17 protein-coding genes are annotated in these 20,833 nt (G+C 68.1%); 6 read left to right on the top strand and 11 right to left on the bottom strand.

Going from position 1 to position 20,833, the window contains the following annotated elements:
* Position 1: 1 nt before the first annotated feature.
* From AB0H42_RS05595 to clpB, 6 genes are all read right to left on the bottom strand, one after another.
* Positions 2-736: a lysoplasmalogenase gene (locus AB0H42_RS05595; RefSeq protein WP_357050277.1), complete on the bottom strand. Its 735-nt coding sequence runs from the start codon at positions 734-736 to the stop codon at positions 2-4.
* A 1-nt stretch (position 737) separates the two neighbouring features.
* On the bottom strand, positions 738-1,796 hold the full coding sequence (locus AB0H42_RS05590) for a beta-ketoacyl-ACP synthase 3 (RefSeq protein ID WP_357050967.1): 1,059 nt from the start codon (positions 1,794-1,796) through the stop codon (positions 738-740).
* A 93-nt stretch (positions 1,797-1,889) separates the two neighbouring features.
* Positions 1,890-2,438 (bottom strand): orotate phosphoribosyltransferase, encoded by a 549-nt coding sequence (gene pyrE / locus AB0H42_RS05585; RefSeq protein ID WP_357050274.1) that lies wholly within the window; start codon positions 2,436-2,438, stop codon positions 1,890-1,892.
* A 134-nt stretch (positions 2,439-2,572) separates the two neighbouring features.
* Positions 2,573-3,589, bottom strand: a complete 1,017-nt coding sequence (locus tag AB0H42_RS05580; protein ID WP_357050271.1) for a hypothetical protein — start codon at positions 3,587-3,589, stop codon at positions 2,573-2,575.
* Positions 3,590-3,654: 65 nt separating this feature from the next.
* On the bottom strand, positions 3,655-4,449 hold the full coding sequence (locus tag AB0H42_RS05575; protein ID WP_357050267.1) for a DUF5666 domain-containing protein: 795 nt from the start codon (positions 4,447-4,449) through the stop codon (positions 3,655-3,657).
* Between the two features lie 328 nt (positions 4,450-4,777).
* Positions 4,778-7,369 (bottom strand): ATP-dependent chaperone ClpB, encoded by a 2,592-nt coding sequence (clpB, locus tag AB0H42_RS05570; protein WP_357050264.1) that lies wholly within the window; start codon positions 7,367-7,369, stop codon positions 4,778-4,780.
* Positions 7,370-7,703: 334 nt separating this feature from the next.
* On the opposite strand from clpB, the gene AB0H42_RS05565 reads away from it, so the two are divergent.
* From AB0H42_RS05565 to AB0H42_RS05555, 3 genes are all read left to right on the top strand, one after another.
* On the top strand, positions 7,704-8,861 hold the full coding sequence (locus tag AB0H42_RS05565) for a globin domain-containing protein (RefSeq protein WP_357050261.1): 1,158 nt from the start codon (positions 7,704-7,706) through the stop codon (positions 8,859-8,861).
* A 65-nt stretch (positions 8,862-8,926) separates the two neighbouring features.
* Positions 8,927-9,709 carry an FAD-binding oxidoreductase gene (locus AB0H42_RS05560; protein WP_357050260.1) on the top strand — a complete coding sequence of 261 codons (783 nt, stop codon included), beginning with the start codon at positions 8,927-8,929 and terminating at the stop codon, positions 9,707-9,709.
* A 238-nt stretch (positions 9,710-9,947) separates the two neighbouring features.
* Complete coding sequence (locus tag AB0H42_RS05555) at positions 9,948-11,057, top strand: hypothetical protein (protein WP_357050257.1); 1,110 nt, start codon at positions 9,948-9,950, stop codon at positions 11,055-11,057.
* A gap of 288 nt (positions 11,058-11,345) precedes the next feature.
* Here AB0H42_RS05555 and AB0H42_RS05550 read toward each other — a convergent pair whose 3' ends face one another.
* The 5 genes from AB0H42_RS05550 to dnaK form a co-directional block, all read right to left on the bottom strand.
* Positions 11,346-11,549: a helix-turn-helix transcriptional regulator gene (locus AB0H42_RS05550; protein WP_357050254.1), complete on the bottom strand. Its 204-nt coding sequence runs from the start codon at positions 11,547-11,549 to the stop codon at positions 11,346-11,348.
* Positions 11,550-11,602: 53 nt separating this feature from the next.
* Positions 11,603-12,034 carry a helix-turn-helix transcriptional regulator gene (locus AB0H42_RS05545; RefSeq protein ID WP_357050964.1) on the bottom strand — a complete coding sequence of 144 codons (432 nt, stop codon included), beginning with the start codon at positions 12,032-12,034 and terminating at the stop codon, positions 11,603-11,605.
* Positions 12,035-12,087: 53 nt separating this feature from the next.
* The gene (gene dnaJ / locus AB0H42_RS05540) at positions 12,088-13,257 is read right to left on the bottom strand and encodes a molecular chaperone DnaJ (protein ID WP_357050251.1); all 1,170 of its coding nucleotides are present in this window, start codon (positions 13,255-13,257) and stop codon (positions 12,088-12,090) included.
* 171 nt (positions 13,258-13,428) lie between these two features.
* Positions 13,429-14,139, bottom strand: coding sequence for a nucleotide exchange factor GrpE (grpE, locus tag AB0H42_RS05535; protein ID WP_357050248.1), 711 nt, complete (start codon positions 14,137-14,139; stop codon positions 13,429-13,431).
* Positions 14,136-15,986: a molecular chaperone DnaK gene (dnaK, locus tag AB0H42_RS05530; protein WP_357050245.1), complete on the bottom strand. Its 1,851-nt coding sequence runs from the start codon at positions 15,984-15,986 to the stop codon at positions 14,136-14,138. The genes grpE and dnaK overlap by 4 nt, the downstream gene beginning before the upstream one ends.
* 500 nt (positions 15,987-16,486) lie before the next feature.
* On the opposite strand from dnaK, the gene AB0H42_RS05525 reads away from it, so the two are divergent.
* From AB0H42_RS05525 to AB0H42_RS05515, 3 genes are all read left to right on the top strand, one after another.
* Complete coding sequence (locus tag AB0H42_RS05525; protein ID WP_357050242.1) at positions 16,487-17,812, top strand: hypothetical protein; 1,326 nt, start codon at positions 16,487-16,489, stop codon at positions 17,810-17,812.
* 145 nt (positions 17,813-17,957) lie between these two features.
* Complete coding sequence (locus tag AB0H42_RS05520) at positions 17,958-19,313, top strand: S1 family peptidase (RefSeq protein ID WP_357050239.1); 1,356 nt, start codon at positions 17,958-17,960, stop codon at positions 19,311-19,313.
* A gap of 69 nt (positions 19,314-19,382) precedes the next feature.
* Entirely contained in the window at positions 19,383-20,648 is a 1,266-nt protein-coding gene (locus AB0H42_RS05515) for a S1 family peptidase (RefSeq protein ID WP_357050236.1), read from the top strand.
* The last annotated feature ends 185 nt before the right edge of the window (positions 20,649-20,833 follow it).

The raw sequence follows: 20,833 nt of genomic DNA, 5'->3' as shown, positions 1-20,833 counted from the left end.
CCTAGGCACTACCAGCGGAAATCCGTTCGGGCTCAGCGGCGCCGAGCGGTGTGCGCTCGTGTGCGGCCGGGTCGGCGAGCAGGAACTGTGCGGCGCCGTAGGTCGCCAGGATGACCGCTTCGATCACCCGCCGCGACCGTTCGCCGCGCGCGAACAGCCGCCGCAGCACGATGAGGCCGTCCGAGACCGTGAACAGCAGCGCCCCCACCCCGAGCCGACTGCGTGGGTCGGCGTTCGGAATGTTCAGCCCCGCAATGCTGTCCGCGGCCGCGGCCAGGGCCGGGTCGGAGGCGAGTACGGCCGCGGTGCCCAACGTCGCACCGTACGCGCTCAGCGGCGCGGCGAGTGCCGGCGCCTTCGCGCGCAGCAATGCGGCGGCACCGGCCCAGGCCAGCACCCTGGGTACCACGACAGCGGGGGACGGCCGGGCACCGTAGCGCCACCACAGTGCGGCATATCCGGTCTGCATCACGGCGAAGGAGGACGCCCCGGCAATGAGCCGGCGATCGTCGTCGGGGTCGATGAGCAATACGTCCCCGACGGTCGCGGCGCCCAGCGAACTCAGCAGCAGGGTCCGGTCGGCCGGGGCGATATCGGCGCGGCTGGTGGCGATATCGGCCGCGAGCAGCGGCATCATCAGCGGTTTGGCCGCCCACTGCCAGCGGTGTCGACCGGTGAGCGCACCCGCCACGGTCACCGCGGTGGCGGCGAGGAACCCGGCCCGTAGCGGGCGCATATCAGAGACTCGACTCGGCGGGCGCCGGCGGCAGGATGACGACCTGACCCGCGTAGCTGAGCCCCGCCCCGAAACCGAGCAGCAGGGCCAGCTGACCGCCCTTGGCCTTACCGGTGGCCAGCATCTCCTCCATGGCCAGTGGGATGGAGGCCGCGGACGTATTGCCGGTGTTCTCGATATCGCCCGCCATGGGGATATCGTCGGCCAGGCCGAGATTCTTCTTCATCAACTCGTTGATCCGGGCGTTGGCCTGATGCGGGATGAAGACCTCGATATCGTCCTTGGACACCCCGGCCACATCCAGCGCGGTGGACAGTGCCCGCGGCAATGTGACGGCAGCCCAGCGGAACACCCGCGGCCCCTCCATCCGCAGCGCCATCCGGCCCACCGGCTCCACCTTGGGATCGGTGCCCTGCAGGTCCTGGGCTCGCTGCATGTAGTCGACGAAATTGATGTCCTGTCTGATCGCTTCGGCGTTCTCGCCGTCGCTGCCCCAGACCGTCGGAGAGATCCCGTTCTCCTCGCTCGGGCCGATCACCACCGCGCCGGCGCCGTCACCGAAGATGAATGCCGTACCGCGGTCGGTCGGGTCGATGCCGATGGTCATGGTTTCGGCCCCGATGAGCAGCACGTATTCGGCCGAACCGGCGCGGATCATATCGCCGGCGACCCCGAGCCCGTAGCCGAAGCCGCCGCACCCGGAAGTCAGGTCGAAGGCGGCGATACCGTTCATGCCCAGGTCACTGGCGACGATCGGGGCACCGTGCGGAGTGAGCATCGGCCAGCTGGAGGTGGCCAGGATGAGGGCGCCGATCCGCGAAGGGTCCACACCGCTGTTGCGCAGCGCCCGGCGGCCCGCGGCCACCGAGATGGACCGCAGCGATTCGTCGCCGCTGATCCAGCGGCGGTTACGGATACCGCTGCGTTCGAAGATCCATTCATCCGTGGAATCCAGGACCTCGCACACCTCGTCATTGCTGACCACGCGCGTCGGCCGGTAGGCACCGATGCCGAGCATTGCTACGTTGTCGTGCCCCTTCTTGCCGGCAATGCTCACCACGACTCCACGACCCTTCACTTGCAGTACTGTCGGATTTCAGGCTAACCGAGCGGGACGGACCGGTGCACAGCCGCCGTGATTCGGCAGCGGTGTTCAGTTGAGCTCGAGGTCCCCGAGACTCAGGATGGAGCGGTACTCGAGGCCCTCGTCGGCGATGACCCGGTCGGCGCCGGTCTCCCGGTCCACCACGGTGGCCACCCCGACCACTGTCGCGCCCGCGTCGCGCAACGCGCGTACCGCGGTCAGCGGAGAATTACCGGTGGTTGTCGTGTCCTCGACCACCAGGACGCGCCTGCCCACCACATCGGGGCCCTCGATCTGCCGCTGCATCCCGTGGGTTTTCGCCGCCTTGCGCACCACGAACGCATCGATCGGCCGGCCAGGGGCGTGCATCACCGCGAGCGCGACCGGATCGGCGCCCATGGTGAGGCCGCCGACGGCGTGGAAGTCCCAGTCGGCGACGAGGTCGCGCAGCAGTTTGCCGATCAGCGGACCGGCCCGGTGGTGCAGGGTCGCCCGGCGCAGGTCGACGTAGTAGTCGGCCTCCTTACCCGAGGACAGCGTCACCTTGCCGTGCACGACGGCTAAATCGCGCACCAGTCCGGCCAAAACGTCCCGGTCGGTCGTTGTCTGGTCGATCATCGGTGTCCTTCCGCCCACGTAGGCGAGTCACGGCAGTAATGTCCCGGCGCCCGCTGCGGCGCCCTGCGAAGCAGGATACGGGGACGCTCCGCGCGGAGTTGTCGCAGGTCGCGCGGAGTGCGTATCGGGGAAATCTACTGCGGGACCGGACCCTGGTAGGGGCGGAATCCCGGGTGGAACGGTCCCCCGGGCCGAGGCGGCTCCTGATCGTCGCCGGGAGCCGGTTCCCGGCGCTCCCCCGGTCCGGAGTCACGGTCCGCCTCCGCACGGGCGGGCCGGTTCGCCGGGCGGGCGTCGGGCACCACCGCCAGGCTCGGCCGCCGCGGCGCGTCACCGGAATCGGAGTCGCGCCGGCCCGGTTCGTCGAGATCCTCCGGATCGTCCTGGCGGTACCGGACATTGGGGGCCGGCCGCCCGTAGCGACCGTCTTCGCGGTCGTCGGCGAAATCGTCGTAGTCTTCGTCCCGGTCGTCGTATTCCGCCGAGCGGATCCGGGCGCGCGGTCGCGACGCCCCGGGTTCGGGATCGTCGGAGCGGGGTTCGGTGACCGGCGGCAGCACATGCAGCAGGCCCGACAGCCGCAGGACGGCGTCGATGCCGGTCTCCCAGTCCTTGGCCGCGGTGCCCACCGGAAGCATGCCGAGGGTCCAGTTGCCCTCGCTCCACAGCATCTGCACGGTATCGGCCAGCGATTCGATGAACGCGACCATCCGCTGATCGACCGCATGTCGCGCGATCTCGGGATTGGTCGCGAACACGACGCGGTCGCCGATGGCGCCGAGCAGTTCGAGATCGGCGTCCTTGGGCGGATTCATCGTCTTCAGCCGCATATCGACATCGATATCCGAACCGATCTGCCGGCGGACCGCGACCAGGGTCGCGGAATCCTCCAGATCCAGCAGCACGAATTTCTCGCCCTTGCGGATACCGGTCACCACGTCCACCGCGGTCAGGTACCCGAGCTTGGCCAGCGCACCGCGCCGCCACGTCGAAGCGAGCGCCGGTTCCACCGACACATAGGTGTATCCCTGGGCTTTCGCCCACACCTGGCGCGCGTGACCGGTCCGCTGTCGCTGGCGCCGGTCGAAGTAGAGCAGCACTATCGCACCCGCGAGGGTGATTGCCGCCAGCCCGAACCACATTGCCGTCATCGTCGCCTAGCCTATCGACCCGCCCGGCGTAATGCCGGGCACCCACACTGCGCGCCGCGGTTTTCTCATCGCGCGCCCCCTTCGAGGGCGGTGCTGATGATGACATCGGCCTGAATGGATCCGTCCGGACTCTTCTGACCCTGCACGATAACCAGGTCGCCGGTCGGCAGCGCGTCCACGGTGGCCCCGGCCAGCGAGATCACCTGAGTGGACGGGCTGGTGTGCACCGTGACCTCGGCTCCGGTGAGTGTACTGATCGTGAGCGTACCGCCGGAATTGGCGCTGATGGTGCCCATGGTGGTGCCACCGGCTTCGGGATCGCCGGTATCCGGCATATCCGGCATATCCGGCATATCCGGCAAGCCGGGCAGACTGGGCAGCGCGGGACCCGAATCGCCCGGATCGGCCGGTAGTCCACGACTCGTCGGACGACTGCTGGTCGTGGTGTCGCTCGCCGTCGTGCCGGAGTCACCGCCGAAAAGCATCCCGGCGGCGATACCGGCGAGCCCGATCAGCACGATGACCGCCAGCGCGATACCGACCCACATCCCGGTCTTCCTCGGCGGCCGCGGCGGTTCGGACGGCATCCGACCCGGCGGTACCTGGCCCGGCGGACCGTACCCACCCCACTGGTTCTGGTAGGGCTCGCCCGGATAGAGCGGCATCTCCCGGGTCGGGTTCGGACCCGCCCCCCAGCCGCCATAAGGATCGTTGCCCGGATAGGCCGTGGTCGACTCCCCGTAACCCGCCGGGCCGTAACCCGCGGACAGCTTCTCGGTGGCCGATTCCCCCGGCTGACCCAGGTGCTGGGTCGGATCGTCGTCCGGCCGCCTCGCCCAGGGATCGTTCGGGTTGGTCATGGCAACCAGACTAGGCGTACCTCCGCATTCGCTCCGGCCATGCGCGTCAACAGGCGCACAATCCACCCCCGAACACCCACCGGAGCCGACCTCGGCGTACCTCCGCATTCGCTCCGGCCATGCGCGTCAACAGGCGCACAATCCACCCCCGAACACCCACCGGAGCCGACCTCGGCGTACCCCCGCATTCGCTCCGGCCATGTGCGTCGATACGGCGGTTCCACGCCACGACGCCGACCGAACCGGTCCCGGACGAGCGCGGTCGTCCGGGACCGTTGGTGGTTTGCGGCGCCGACGGCGGGGCCGGCGCCGCATACGCGGTGTGGGGTTACGGGCTCGCGGTGACCGCGGCGGGGTCGCGATCGCGCCGTCCGACGACGAGCCCGTCGCCGTCCGGGGTGACGCCCACATCGACCGTATCGCCGTCGGTGACCTTCCCGGCCAGCAGTTCTTTGGCCAATGTGTCGCCGATGGACTGCTGGATGAGGCGTCGCAGCGGGCGGGCGCCGTAGACCGGGTCGTATCCGCGTACCGCCAGCCAGAACCGGGCCGAATCGCTCACCTCCAGGGTCAGCCGCCGCTGCGCGAGCCGCCGCTGCAACTGATCGAGCTGGATATCCACTACATGGGCGAGCTGGTCCTCGTCGAGGGCCTGGAACATGACCACATCGTCGAGCCGGTTCAGGAATTCCGGTTTGAAGGCGGCCCGCACCGCGTTCATCACGAATTCGGCGTCGGCTCCGGCGCCGAGGTTGGAGGTCAGGATGAGGATGGTGTTGCGGAAGTCCACCGTCCGGCCCTGTCCGTCGGTGAGCCGGCCCTCGTCGAGTACGGCGAGCAGGATATCGAAGACATCCGGATGCGCCTTCTCGATCTCGTCGAACAGCACCACCGTGTACGGCCGCCGCCGTACCGCCTCGGTGAGCTGACCGCCCTGGTCGTAGCCGACGTATCCGGGCGGGGCGCCGACCAGGCGGGCGACCGCGTGCTTCTCGCTGTACTCGCTCATATCGATGCGGACCATCGCGCGTTCGTCGTCGAACAGGAAGTCCGCGAGCGCCTTGGCCAGCTCGGTTTTACCGACACCGGTGGGGCCGACGAACAGGAACGAGCCGGTCGGCCGGTTGGGGTCGGCGACGCCGGCCCGCGCCCGTCGCACCGCGTCGGAGACCGCGCGCACGGCGTCGTGCTGCCCGACCACACGACGACCGAGTTCGGATTCCATCCGCAGCAGCTTCTCGGTCTCCCCCTCGAGCAGCCGGCCCACCGGAATACCGGTCCACGCCGAGATCACCTCGGCGATATCGTCCGGCCCGACCTCTTCTTTGAGCATGACCTCGCCATCGGCCGCCGCACCGGAGGTCTTCTCGGCCTCGGCGAGTTCCTTCTCCAGCGTCGGGATCCGGCCGTACCGCAGCTCTGCGGCCTTGCCCAGGTCACCGTCGCGTTCGGCACGCTCGGATTCGCCGCGCAGGGTCTCCAGCTGCTCTTTGAGCACCCGTACCTGGTCGATCGCGGTTTTCTCGTTCTGCCAGCGAGTGGTGAGCTGGTTGAGCTTCTCGCGATCGTCGGCGAGTTCGGCGCGCAACCGTTCCAGCCGCTGCTTGGACGCCTCGTCGGTCTCCTTCGTCAGCGCCACCTCTTCGATCTCGAGCCGCCGGACCGCGCGTTCGACCTCGTCGATCTCCACCGGCCGGGAATCGATCTCCATCCGCAGCCGCGACGCCGCCTCGTCCACCAGGTCGATCGCCTTGTCGGGCAGGAAGCGGGAGGTGATGTAGCGGTCCGACAGCGCGGCCGCCGACACCAGGGCGGAGTCGGTGATCCGCACACCGTGGTGCACCTCGTAGCGTTCCTTGATGCCGCGCAGGATGCCGACGGTGTCCTCCACCGAGGGTTCGCCGACGATCACCTGCTGGAAGCGGCGTTCGAGCGCGGCGTCCTTCTCGATGTGTTGCCGATACTCGTCGAGTGTGGTCGCGCCGACGAGCCGCAGTTCGCCGCGGGCCAGCATCGGCTTGATCATGTTTCCGGCGTCCATCGCCGATTCGCCGGTCGCGCCGGCACCGACGATGGTGTGCAGTTCGTCGATGAAGGTGATGATCTGCCCGGCACTGGATTTGATCTCCTCGAGGACGGCCTTGAGCCGTTCCTCGAATTCGCCGCGATACTTCGCGCCCGCGACCATCGCGGCCAGGTCGAGGGAGACGACGGTCTTACCGCGGAGCGATTCCGGGACGTCGCCGGCGATGATGCGCTGGGCCAGGCCCTCCACGATCGCGGTTTTGCCGACGCCCGGCTCGCCGATGAGCACCGGATTGTTCTTGGTGCGCCGGGACAGCACCTGCACCACCCGGCGGATCTCGGTATCGCGACCGATCACCGGATCGAGTTTTCCGGCGCGCGCGGCGTCGGTGAGGTCGGTGGAGTACTTCTCCAGCGCCTGGTAGCTGCCTTCCGGATCCGGGCTGCTCACGCGGGTGTTACCGCGCACGGTGGTGAATGCCTCGCGCAGTGCGGCGGCGCCGGCGCCGTACTTGTCCAGCAGCATGGTGACATCGGAGTCGCCGGAGGCCAGACCGACCATCACGTGTTCGGTGGAGACGTACTCGTCGCCGAGTTCGGTGGCCAGATGCTGGGCCGCGGTGATCGCGGCCAGCGCTTCGCGGCCCAGCTGCGGGGCCGTGGTGGCGCCGGTGGCGCGCGGGAGCCGGTCGACGATGTCCTGGGCCTCACGCCGCACTGTCGCCGGGTCGGTGCCCACCGCTTTCAGCAGGGGCGCGGCGATACCGTCGGTCTGGTCCAGCAGCGCCACCAGCAGATGAGCCGGCCGGATCTCCGGGTTACCGGCGGACGAGGCCGCCTGCAAGGCGGCGGTCAACGCGGCCTGGGTCTTGGTGGTGGGATTGAACGAGTCCACGAAGCACCTTCCTGCTAGTCGATATCTCATCCGGCATCCGCACCGATCCCGGTGTCTCGTGCCGTCCTGCCCGATTCAACGTTCGAAAGGTTGAGTCTGTTCCGCTCAACTTTGATTTTTTCTGCGACTGCTGACGGCCACCGGGTTGCCAGAAAAGTGCTGGGTCACGGCTCATAACGACGCGTCGTTACCCGCGAACAAGATCAGCCAAACCCGGTAACCGTATTTCACACCCACCATCATCTCTTTTTTCGGGGATACTGGTCGGGTGAAGGACCGCCGGTAACGGCTAGGTCTCTCCGGGTCGGAATTCAGGGAAAGGAAGCTCCACGCCGTGGATGCGCGTTCGGCAGCGCTGGTCCGCGCCAATTTCCAGTCGGTGATCGATGCGCCGAGTGGTTCCGAGCGGTTGGTCAGCGCGTTTTACGGTCACCTGTTCGCGGCGAATCCGCGACTGCGGGAGTTGTTCCCGCCCGCCATGGATATGCAGGCGAAGCGGGTCGTCACCGCGGTCCAGTACATGCTCGACCATCTCGAGGACTGGGATCGCGCCCAGAAGTTCCTCGAGCAACTGGCACGCGATCACCGCAAATACGGGGTCGAAGCCGAGCACTACGATCTGGCCGGCCCCGCTCTGTACGCCGCTTTCCAGACCTATAACGGCCCGTACTGGACCAGAGAGCTCGCCGAGGGCTGGCGCGATGTCTGCCTGCTCATCTCCGCCGCCATGGCCATCGGGGCCAACTCCGACGATTCGCCGCCCTACTGGGAGGCCACCGTCGTCGGGCACCGGCACGTCCTCGACGATCTCGCCATCGTCCGGTTGCAGTCCGACGACCCGATCCCCTACCTGGCCGGGCAGTACGTTCCCGTCTCCGTCCCGCAGCGGCCACGGATGTGGCGCTACCTCTCACCCGCCATCCCGTCGAACCCCTACGGCGAGATCGAATTCCACGTCCGTAAGGTCCGCGGCGGCTGGGTGAGCCCCTCCATCGTCAACGAGACCAAGGTCGGCGACCGCTGGCTCATCGGCGGACCGCTCGGCGGCCTGCAGGTCGACCAGGAGAGCGGTCGCGATGTCCTGATGATCGGATCGGGCACCGGTGTCGCGCCGCTGCGCGCCCAGCTGATCGAGATGGGCCGGCGCGGTATCAACCCTCGCGTGCACTTCTTCATCGGCGGGGTCTACCCCTGCGACCTGTACGACGTGGAGAACATGTGGCAGCTCTCGCAGAGCAACCCGTGGCTCACCATCGTCCCGGTCTGCGAGCACAAGACGAACCCGTGGTGGTACCCGCATCCCACCGAGGACGCGCCCTACGGAATGCACCGGCGCCTGGTCGGCAACCTCGGCGCCGTGGTGGCCAGTTTCGGCGCATGGGAGGATCGGCAGATCCAGATCGCCGGTTCGGCGAAGATGATCGCCGACACCCGGCGCGCGCTGCTCGCGGTCGGCACCCCGGAGGAGATCATCAGTACCGATCCGGTCTGATCGGTATCGGCACATCGAGCACCGGGCGTTATTCCGCCCGGCCCGGCCTGTCAGCGGAGTGAGGTATGACGAACGACCCGAGCGCGTCCCCCGCCCATTCGTCCCAGCGGTCGTACTGGCTGGCCGACGTCGTCGAACATCACCGGCTGCGCCACGATCTGGCAGTTGTCCGCTTGATCGGCGAGTACGTACCGTTCCATGCGGGCCAGTCGGTGCAGGTCGAGGTCCCGCAGTTCCCGGGCATGCGCCGCCGGTTCTCCCCCGCGCTGCCGCCGTCGCTGGACGGCAAGCTCGAATTCCATGTGAAAACCGTGGCGGGCGGCTGGTGCAGCGGCGGCATCGTCGCCGACACCGCAGTCGGGGACCGGTGGAAACTGTCCGCCCCCGAGGGACTCTTCACCGTCGACCCCGACGGCGACGAGGTGGTGATGATCGCCGGCGGCACCGGCCTCGCCCCGCTGCGCGCCCAGATCCTGGAACTGGCCCGGCACCAGGACCCGCCCACCACCTATCTGTTCTTCGGCGGCTCCGCCCCGCGCGACCTGTACGCCGCCGATATGCTCGTCCTGCTCGCCGCCGATCTGCCCTGGCTCACCGTGGTGCCGGTGGTGGAACGGCTAGAGGATCCATCCTGGCCCGACAGGTGGCACGAAAGTCACCGGGTGGACATAGGTTTCGACGAGGACGACCTACTGCAGGGCACCCTCGCCGACGTGGTCGGCTCCTACGGTTCGTTCGACCGGCACCAGGTGCTGGTCTGTGGGTCGCCCGCGATGACCAGGTCCACCGTGGAACGGCTACTCGACGCGGGTACCCCGGCCGAACGCATCCAGTTCGAAGGAGCCTGAGCCGGCGGCGGTCCCCGCCTAGAGGTGATGGAGCGGTCGCCTGGGCCAGTGGCTTTCGCACCGCTGCCGCACTTGATCTCGGTCTGAAGGCAGCAGACGCGTTCGCTGTCACAGCATTCCCAGCAGTGGCGAACTTTCGGCTATTGATCGGCCTATTCTGTTGGGCGGTCGTCGGGTCACGGTCCCGAGCCGCAGGCGAGCACCTGATCCGTTTCGAGGACTGCATGTAGGACAGGCGATGACGCGATTCGTGCACTTCGTGGGCAGCTTGCCCGCACCATTGACAACCGAGGACAGTGCCGTGCTGGAATGGTTCGTCCAGCGCAGCCGAGGCCACCGGCTCACCGGTGTGCCGCGGGATCTGGATCCCCACTGGGTCGTGGAGTATCTGCGCGGTCGGGAGAAACACGGCGACGTCTTCGAATTGATGCGCAGCGGTGACTTCGCCGACTACGCCGACATGCGCGTCTACGGCATTCGCCGGGGCGCCACGCTCGAACCACGGCACGTGGCGATGGACCGCGTCGACCGCATCGGCGCGGCCGTCGCTGCTTTTCGGGTCCTGCGGGATCGACACCCCGAACTCGCCGACACGAGATTGCAGGTAAGTCAACCGAATCCGCTGGACCTGGCGTTATTCGTGTTCGGCGGCGCGGCGGTTGCCGACGGACTTCCGCTCGGGCATGCGCTACGCCACCTTCGGACGGTGACACCGGCGCTGCGAAACCTGCCGGTTTTCGTCGAGGCCGCGCTGGCCGAAATGGCCCAGGTACAGGCCGATCACGGCGATCTGATCACCTGGCAGGTGGAGTCGCCGATCGCTCAGCTCGCACTGGTGAAGGCGGCGCGATTCGGTGCGCAGGCTCCGGCCGGTCGCCTGGTCGCGCGACAGTTGGCCGGTTTCCTCGCGCGGGCGCACCACATCGGCGCACAGACCCTCCTGCATCTTTGCTACGGCGATTACCAGCACAAAGAGCTTCTCGCCCCCCGTAGTCTCGCACCGGCGGTAAACCTGTTGAACGCCGTCGCACGAAATCTGCGCGCTCGCGCGGTGCCGTTGCCACCCGCGCACATCCCCTGCGCTTACGGTGCTCATCCTGCTCCGGTGGACCCGGCGTTCTACCGGCCGCTGCGCCGGCTGGACCCGGACTGGCGCGTCATCGCCGGGGTCGTGTCCTCGGCGGGAGCGCATGACAGTATCCGGAGCCTGGCCTTGTTCGAAGCAGCCTCGGGCCGGGCCGCATACGGTGTGGCGACGGCATGCGGCCTCGGCCGGTGCACCGTCGAGGAGGCCGAGCGGGCCGCCGCGGCCACCGTCGCGACCGCCCAGGGCGCACCGAACCAGTAGTACTTTGTCAGGTCGGTCGCGCAGGGCGTCCGAGGCGATCGATGTGGACGTGTGGCTTGTCGACGACACCGGGTTCTCCGAGGACAGCGACTGGTCTCCCGGGTGGCCCGGCAGTACTCGTTCGGTGGTACCGGGTTGCGAAATCCGAGACCACTGAGCCATCTCGTGGCACCGCTTCCCAGTCGAAGAAGAAGTCACGGAGGAAGCGTCGACCGAGTGACTGCGCGTGAAATTGGAGTGCGCGCTGAGCAATGTCTTCTACCAACGGTGACGCCTGGTGAGGTGGGATCAGCAGGATCGGGATCGGGTCACCACTGCCGAGGTGCCGGTGAGTTGGAGCGCGGCGAGTTCCGTGCGTGCGGTGATGCCCAATTTGGGGAACGCCTTGTAGAGGTGGTAGCCCACAGTGCGTGGACTGAGGAACAATTGGGCGGCGATATCCCGGTTGGCGCTGCCAGGGCACCGGCTGCGGTGGAATGTATACGTCTCCAACTTCCCCAACTCGGTGCCGCTGCAGCCGCTGCTCAACGAGTCCGCACCCCAGGCTAGTGCCGCCGGTTCCGCGGCTGCCACACCACCAGGGCGGTATTGCGCTGCGGCGGAATCAGTTCCGGCCGATAATCCGGCCGCGCCCGCTCCCGTTCCAGTGCCGCGGTCAGCTCGACCACCCGCTGCTGGAGTTCGGTCACCTGATTGGTGAGTTCGATGATCCGTTTGATACCGGCGAGATTGACGCCCTCGTCCTGGGAAAGCCGCTGCACCTCGCGCAGCAGCTCCACATCCCGTTCCGAATAGCGCCGACCGCCACCCGACGTGCGCTGCGGTGTCACCAGACCCAGCCGGTCGTAGGTGCGCAGGGTCTGCGCATGCATACCGGCCAGTTGGGCGGCCACCGAGATCACAAAATATTCAGTGCTCGATTGGCGCCCCTCCCGGGGCCCTACGTGGTTACGCTGCGCTGCCGCCTCCGGGCCCATCGCTCGGGCCGCCGGGCGGGCCGATTTTGCCTCGGGTCCTCGTTTCGGCTCCATCACGCACCTGCCCATCCCGCTCTCGGATCGAAGCCGCTGGCCTTCTCCGCCTCCTGCAGCGCGCGCAGCGCCGCAACGGCATCGTCGTCCAGCTTCGGCGGCACGGCGACCTTCACGGTGACCAGCAGATCACCGGCTCCGCCACCACGTTTGGGTACTCCGCGGCCGCGCACCCGCAGGATGCGGCCGTCCGCGGTACCCGGCGGCACTTTCACGCCGACCCGGCCCTCCAGAGTGGGCACCGATACGGTCGTACCGAGCACCAATTCACTGTAGCTGACCGGCAGTGCCAGGGTCAGGTCGTCGCCGGCCCGGCCGAAAACCTTGTCCTGGCCGACATGCACCGTGACGAACAGGTCGCCCGAAGGCGCGCCCCGCAGGCCCGCCTCGCCCTGTCCGGCGAGCCGGATCCGTTGCCCGTCCGCGATCCCCGGGGGGATGCGGACATTGATGGTGCGGGTGCGGTTCTGGATACCGCTGCCGTGGCAGTCCACGCACGGATCGTCGATGATCGACCCGGTGCCGCGGCACTCGTCACACGGTTCGCTGAATCCGAACGCGCCCTGATTTCGGCTCACCACACCGCTGCCGTTGCAGATCGGGCACACCCGCGGGCTGGTGCCCGGCTTGGCCCCGCTGCCGTGACAGGTGGTGCAGGGCGACGGACTGGTCAGATGCAACGGCACCGTGACGCCCTTGGCCGCCTCGCGGAACCCGAGGGTCGTCTCGGCCTCCACATCGGCGCCCCGGCGGGGCCGGCCGCCGGTGCGCGTCGCACCGCCGCCCCGGTTGAACAGGCCACCGAACAGATCACCGAGCCCGCCGTCGGCGCCACCGCCGGCCTGGCCGAAGATATCGCCCAGATCGAAGCTCTGGGAGAACCCGCCACCGGCACCCGGGGTGAAACCGCCGCCCCGAGGGTACCCACCGCCGGAGAACAGCCGGCGGGTCTCGTCGTATTCCGCGCGTTTGGCGGAATCCGACAGGACCGTGTGCGCCTCGCTGACCGCCTTGAACCGTTCCTCGGCCTTGGCATCGCCGGGGTTGGCGTCCGGATGCAGATCACGGGCCAGTTTGCGGTAGGCCTTCTTGATCTCTTCGGTGGTGGCGCCGGTGGAGACACCCAGCTCCTTGTAGAAGTCCTTCTCGATCCACTCCCGCTGGCTCACCGGGCATCTCCTCCTCTCGATACTGTTCCGCGGCCCGCGCGGGGCCCTGCGTGGTCGTACTTTCCTACCGCCTCCGGGCCCGTCGCGCGCGGCGTGATGGGGGCGCGGCGCGCGCGGATCGCTCCGTGCGCATGCCGCGCCGCCCGATCCGTGGCTTTCGCCGCGGAGTCGTTACTTATCCGAGCCGGCATCAGCATCCGATGCCTCCGCCCGAGCGGGTTCCGCGGTGTCCGCGGCGCCCTGGTCCGCCCCGAGATCGCCGACACCATCGGTGACGCCGACCAACGCGTGCCGCAGCACCCGCTCACCGAAGCGATACCCCTTGCGCATCACCACGCCGATCACCGGATCGTGTCCGGAGCCCTCGTGCTGGACCGCCTCGTGCAGGTTCGGGTCGAAAGACTCGCCCTCGGACCCGAACTCCTCGAGCCCCTGTTTGCGGAGGGCCTCGATCAACTTGTCGGCCACCGAGCGCAGCGGCCCGGATTCCAGGTCACCGTGCGCCTTGGCACGGTCCAGGTCGTCGAGGACACCGAGCAGTTCGGTGACCACGGCGGCCTTGGCGGAATCGATCGCGGTCTTGCGATCGCGTTCGACCCGGCGCCGGTAGTTGGTGTACTCGGCCGTCAGCCGCTGCAGATCGGCGGTGCGCTCGGCGAGTTCGTCCGATGCCGGTGCCCCGGCGGGCGCGGCGTCGACACCGTCACCTTCGAGGCCGGCCTGGGGCGCCTGGGGGGCTACGCCCTCCTCGGCCCCGGCCGGGGCGGCGCCGTTGGCCGCCCCGGCCTGTTCGCGGACCTCACCGGTCTCCGGGTCGATCTTGCGCTTGTCGACGAAGCTGACCGGCTCCTCGGATTTCCCTGTGTTTCCCGAATTCGTCACTTCTTCTCCGTGTCGACCGGTTCGTCCACGACCTCGGCATCGACCACCTGGTCGTCGCCGGCGTCCGCGCCCGCGGCGCCGTTACCGGAGGCCGCGCTCTCGGAGGCCTGGGCCTCGTAGATCGCCTGACCGAGTGCCTGCGATTCGGTGGCCAGCTTCTCCACCGCGGCTTTCACCGCGGCGGTGTCGGTGCCCTCGAGCGCAGTCTTCGCCTCGGCGATCGCCGCCTCGACCTTGGACTTCACCTCCGCCGGAACCTTGTCCTCGTTGTCCTTGATGAACTTCTCGGTCTGGTGTACCAGCGATTCGGCCTGGTTGCGGGTCTCCGCTTCCTCCCGGCGCGCCTTGTCCTCGGCAGCGTGCGCCTCGGCGTCCTTGACCATCCGGTCGATCTCTTCCTTGGACAGACCGGAGCCGTCCTGGATCTTGATCGTGTTCTCTTTACCGGTGCCCTTGTCCTTCGCGGTCACGTGCACGATGCCGTTGGCATCGATATCGAAGGTGACCTCGATCTGCGGCACCCCGCGCGGGGCCGGCGGGATACCGGTCAGCTCGAAGGAGCCGAGCAGCTTGTTGTGCGCGGCGATCTCGCGCTCACCCTGGAACACCTGGATCTGCACCGACGGCTGGTTGTCGTTGGCCGTGGTGAAGGTTTCCGAACGCTTGGTCGGAATGGTGGTGTTGCGCTCGATAAGGTTGGTCATCACGCCGCCCTTGGTCTCGATACCCAGCGACAGCGGGGTCACATCGAGCAGCAGGACGTCCTTGACCTCACCCTTGAGCACACCGGCCTGCAGGGCGGCGCCGACGGCGACGACCTCGTCCGGGTTCACGCCCTTGTTGGGCTCCTTGCCACCGGTCAGTTCCTTGACCAGCTCGGATACCGCGGGCATGCGGGTGGAGCCACCGACGAGCACGACATGGTCGATATCGGCGACCTTGATCCCGGCGTCCTTGACCACAGACTGGAACGGCGCGCGGGTGCGGTCGAGCAGGTCCGAGGTGATCTTCTGGAATTCGGCGCGGGTCAGCTGCTCGTCGAGGAACAGCGGGTTCTTGTCCGCGTCGACGGTGATGTAGGGCAGGTTGATCGAGGTGCTCTGCGAGGAGCTCAGCTCGATCTTGGCCTTCTCGGCGGCCTCACGCAGCCGCTGCATGGCCATCTTGTCCTTGGTCAGGTCGATGCCCGAGCTGGACTTGAACTTGTCGACCAGCCACTTCACGACCCGCTCGTCCCAGTCGTCACCACCGAGGTGGTTGTCACCGGAGGTGGCACGGACTTCGACGACACCTTCACCGATCTCCAGCAGCGAGACGTCGAAGGTACCGCCACCGAGGTCGAAGACCAGGATGGTCTGTTCCTTGTCGCCCTTGTCCAGGCCGTAGGCCAGGGCGGCGGCGGTGGGTTCGTTGACGATGCGCAGCACATTCAGGCCGGCGATCTGGCCGGCTTCCTTGGTGGCCTGGCGCTGGGCGTCCTCGAAGTAGGCGGGCACGGTGATCACCGCGTCGGTGATCTCCTCACCCAGGTAGGACTCGGCGTCGCGCTTCAGCTTCATCAGCGTGCGCGCGCTGATCTCCTGCGAGGTGTACTTCTTGCCGTCGATCTCCACGGTCCAGTCGGTGCCGATATGCCGTTTCACCGAGCGGATCGTGCGGTCGACGTTGGTCACGGCCTGGTTCTTGGCCGGCTGACCGACCAGTACTTCACCGTTCTTCGCGAACGCGACGACAGAGGGCGTAGTGCGCGAACCCTCGGAGTTGGCGACGACGACCGGCTCACCACCTTCGAGAACGGCGACGACCGAGTTCGTGGTCCCGAGGTCGATTCCGACCGCACGAGCCATTTGTTTCCTCCTCATTTTCGACTGCTGGTGTCTGTCCGGGCACTATGCCCATTGCGCCGTGGGTCCGTGGGACCCACCGCGTGGACCAGCCCCAGGCAGAACATAGAGCACGGTCCCAGCAATACTGAGCGTGGTCGGCTCAATCCTGCCCCGCTTCCGAGAGGCCGTCAAGTCAAACTTGAGCCGGTATCACTCAACATTGTCGATCAGCTCAACCCCCCGCCCCGGCGATGTATTCCCGCCCCCGCGCATCGCGCCGGCGCCGGCGCCATTCTCCCTCGCCCCGGCACCCCGACCCGGCGCGGCGCGACATCGTGACCCAGCTGTATCGCGCCGGCACCCCACCGCGGCCCGCGCCCCGGTCCCCACGACCCGCTCGTCGGCGCTATTGTCGAAGCTCCGCCCATGGTGACCGCGGCGTCCCGCGTCGTGGTACGGCGACGTGCGGGTGAACCCGTACCGTGGTTTTTGGATGAGGAAGTCGAAGCGAGGATCCGAGAATGGCCACTGGGGTGGGCCTGCACATCGCCGAGTACGCGTGCACCGCGGCGGTCGTCGACGACGACGGAGATCCGCACTTCATCCTCCGTGATCCGGTTCTGTACATGTCCGAGGACGGGGACGCGGCCCTCGGCGGCGTTGTCGCCCCGCCCGGGCACAGCCATATGATCACCGGTTTCGTGGGGGCGGTGGGCGATCCGGCGGGCGTCGTCGTGGACGACGGCGAGGCCTACCGCGGCGAAGACCTGCTCGCCACCGCCCTGTTCTGCCTGATCAACCTCACTGCCGAACACCTCAACGGTCCCGCCGAGTTCTATGCCGCCCATCCCGCCGGATGGGACGCCGGACAGGTGATGGCCCTGCGCGGCGCACTCGACTATCTGGGCCTGAAATCGGTGGCTCTGGTCGGCGAGGACGAACTACCGGCCGGGCCGGCCCATCTCACCCCCGCGGATACAGGCCGGTACTTCGCCGAGAGCGCGGGCCGAGCGGCGCTCGCGGTCGTCCTGGAGACCCCGGCCGGCGCCACTCCGCCCGACCCCTCCACCGCCCAGAACTCCGCGCTGGACACCATCGTCATGCCGAAACTGGGCGACGGCCACACCCCGGCCAAGGCGTACTCCGCGCTGGTCCCCGCCCTGGATCCCGAAGCAACCTACGGCGGCCCGAGTCTGGCGGCCATAGCCGCCGGAGTGGCGCCCGCCACCGGATCGCGCCCGGCCACCGGATCGGTGCCCGCGGCCGGTCCCCGGCCCGCGACCGGTACCGCGGCCGCGGTTTCCACCGCCGCCCCGGCGAAGCCCGCGGCCGAAGCGGCGGCCACCGACGGGAATCGCGGCCCTCGGCGTACCGCCGCACTGGTGGCGGCCGCGGCGTTCGGCGGCCTGTTGATCGGCGCCCTCGGCGTCACCGCGATTCTGCGGCCCGGCGCGGCGGAGCCGGGTGAACCCACCACCTCGGTGATCGAGGCGCCTCCGCCTCCCCCACCGATACAGCCCCAGCCGGTCGCCCCGGCTCCCGAGATCCCGTCCTACACACCCGAGCCGACCTACGAACCGGAACCGGCCTACACCGAGGAACCGCTCCCCGCCCCGCCTCCGGTCACCGTCACCGAGACGACTCCGGTGCCCACCACGGCCCCCTCGGCGACCACCCCGGAACCCAGCGGCCCGACCCTCACCGAGCCGACCACCGAGACCGAGACCACGACCACGCGGACCCGGCCGAGGATCTTCCCCTTCCCCGTTCCGTTCCGCACCGAGGATCCGGAAATGGACCTTCCCGACACCGGATCCAAGGAAGGTCGTCAAGAAGAGGCCAGATAACGATTTGTGCCTTAGAGTGATCCGCTGACCGGTGTTATTCCGGCCACCCCGGCAACTCGGTCGTAGCTCGAGCAAACCTGTGCGCCAACGGATTCGATCTCGTGGCCACGGATTATCTGGCACACAGTGCCGACGAAGGGACTTCATGCGCAAGTCGGTGGCGCGTCGCGCCGCGGTCAAGGCTGCCGTTATCGGCTCGACCGTTCTCCTGGCTCCCCTGTTCGGCGCGTCCGCGGCGATCGCCGCCCCCGAACCGGAACAACTCAGAGCCGAGGACCTGCCGGCCGAACTGGTCCAAGCGCTGTCCCGCGATCTCAATATGACCCCGACCGAATATCTGGACCGTGCCGCGCGCGCCCAGCAGCTGCAGACCTACGCGGCCGAATTCCGCGCCGAGCGCCCGGAGGTGTTCGCCGGCGCGTGGATAACCCCGGAGGGCAAGCCCACCGTCGCCGTGACTTCGCCGGACGCCGCCAAGGTGGCCAGCGACGACGGATATTCCACCCGCCTCGCCCCGGTCTCGGCGGCCGCGCTGGAAACCTCGCTCACGCAGATGAACCAATGGGTCGCCGCGCAGCCCCGGGATATTTCGCAACTGATCAATTCCATCGCCATCGACTTCCTCAACAGTCAACTGGTCGTCAATGTCGCGAATACGCCACTGGCACATATGCTCAACCTGCCGACCCTCATCGCCAACATCAAGGTGGTCCTTTCCCCGGACGGCGGCGGCCCGGTGGAACACCACCCGATGGGCGGTGACACCTATATCAGCGCCCCCGGCCCGCTCGACGACGCGGAGCTGAAGAGCGTCGATGTCTGCTCGTTCGGCTTCAACAGCGTCGATTCCGCCGGTAATGCGCTGAATATCAGTGCCGGACATTGCAATCCGAATATCGACAAAGGCGATGGACAGGCCGCGGTATACAGTCCGAATATCCGTAATATTCCGGCGAGCCCGCAGCTGGGCACCTTCGTACGGGCGGAACTCGGTGGCCCCAGCACGCTGGACTACTCGGTTATCCAGTTGAACGAGCGGGCGGTGGGCGCGGGCATGGATCAGCCGTCGGTGCGCGGCGCCAACGGCACCACCCTGACCATCACCGGCACCGCCGATCCGGTGGTCGGCGCCCCGGTGTGCAAATCCGGACAGTCCTCCACCTTCACCTGCGGTTTCGTCGTCGCCGACCGGGTGGAGACCCAGCTGTTCACCACCGAGGGCGACTCGAAGATCATCCGCGGCTTCGCCAGCTCGGCCTGCACGCTGGGCGGCGACAGCGGCGGCGCCATCGTCACCGGCACCCTCGCACTGGGTATCACCAGCGGCTCCAATGCCGCCGACGCGCCTGATTGCGAGAAAGCCAATATCGCCCTCGCTCAGTACGGCGGTACCGCTACGCTGGGCATTCCCATCCGCAGCATCCTCTCGCACGCCGACGCGACGGCCGGTGGCGGCCTCGGCAGCGGTATCACGGTACGAACCAGGCCGAATGCCGGGTGAGCCCGATATAGTCTTCGCATGCTCATGCCACGCATAGGTAAACGAAGGTCGGCGCCGGCCAGAAAACGCATGCAACGTGCCGCGGTCGCCGCCTCGGCGGCCGTCCTGTTGTTCGGCCCGACCGCGGCGCTCTCTTCGGCCGCCCCCGACCCGGGTATCGGCCTGCCGGCCGACCTGGTGGCGGCGCTGAACCGAGATCTGCACATCTCCCCCGAGGAGTACTTGGCGCGCGCCGATACCGCGCAGCAGGTGGCGGCCTTCGCCACCACCGCCCAGCGTCAGTTCCCCCAGGTGTTCGGCGGCGCCTGGCTCGACGAGCAGGGCCGCGGAGTCGTGGCCCTGTCCAACGGCCCTGGCGGCGACGAAGCCCGCGGTGCGGCCGAATCGAGCGGATTCGTGGTCCGCAATGTCGCCAAGAGCGAAACGACGCTGCGTGGCGAGAAGAGCGCCTTCGAACGCTGGCTCGACGGCCAGCCCGAAGCGGTGTCCTCCCTGGTTCGCGGTGTCGTCATCGATACCGTGAACAACAGCATCGCGGTGCGGGTCGACAAGGTCGGTCTGCCCATGCCGAACTTCATCGATCCGGCCCGGGTCATCGTCATGGCCCCGCCGATCGCGGCCGAAACGCTGCCCCAGGCGGCCGCGGTCGCCGAGGCGGGCGCCGCCACGGTCGGCGGCGGCGACGGCTTCGCCGCTATCGCCGGTGACAGCTCGCTGCGCTGCTCCTTCGGTTTCAACGGAATCGGCCCGGCCGGTAACACCGTCAACATCACCGCCGGCCACTGCAACCCGAACCTGGACGACATCGGTGCCGCCACCGTGCACGAATCCCTCGGCGGCAACAAGGTGGGCCCGCAGATCGCCACCTACCAGAAGTCGGTACTCGGCTCCCAGGACTACTCGATCATGAGTATCGCCGACGGTGCCGCGGGCCGCTTCCAGAACAACCAGGTCAAGGTGCCCGGCGCGGCCCCGATCGCGGTCGACGGTGTGGCCACCCCGGTGGTCGGCGCCCCGGTCTGCAAATCCGGTTCCCGAACCGGTTTCAGCTGTGGTGTGGTGAACGCCGTGGACCAGACCGTCCAGGTCGGTGACCGGCAACTCACCCAGAGTTTCTCCGCCAATATCTGCGCCCTCCCCGGCGACAGCGGCGGCCCCATCGTGACCGGACGGCAGGCCCTGGGCATCTCGAGCGCCTCCTCGGTCGCCGATTACCCCATCTGCGAGATCCCCAACATCCTCGGCGTGCTCACCGGTAACGCCCCGCAGCTGTTCGCGCAGCCGGTGAGCGTCGTGCTCTCCGACAACCCGGGCCTGCGCATCCGCACGAGCTAGAGGTCGTCCCGCTCTCCGCACCGGCCGCACCCGGACCGGAGCGGAGAGCGCAGGACATCGGCACCGCACCCGCGGGTGCGACTCGCACCGAGCATCGAGCAACGAGAGGGCCGGCAGCGTTACGCTGCCGGCCTCATTGGCGTGGTGACGCTTTCGGTAAGGCCGCGTGGTCCGCTTCTTGCGGG

Source organism: Nocardia sp. NPDC050799 (assembly GCF_040654015.1).
In the GTDB taxonomy this organism is placed as follows: domain Bacteria; phylum Actinomycetota; class Actinomycetes; order Mycobacteriales; family Mycobacteriaceae; genus Nocardia.
Note: the sequence above shows the minus strand (reverse complement) of the source record. Positions and strands in the feature narration are given on the sequence as shown.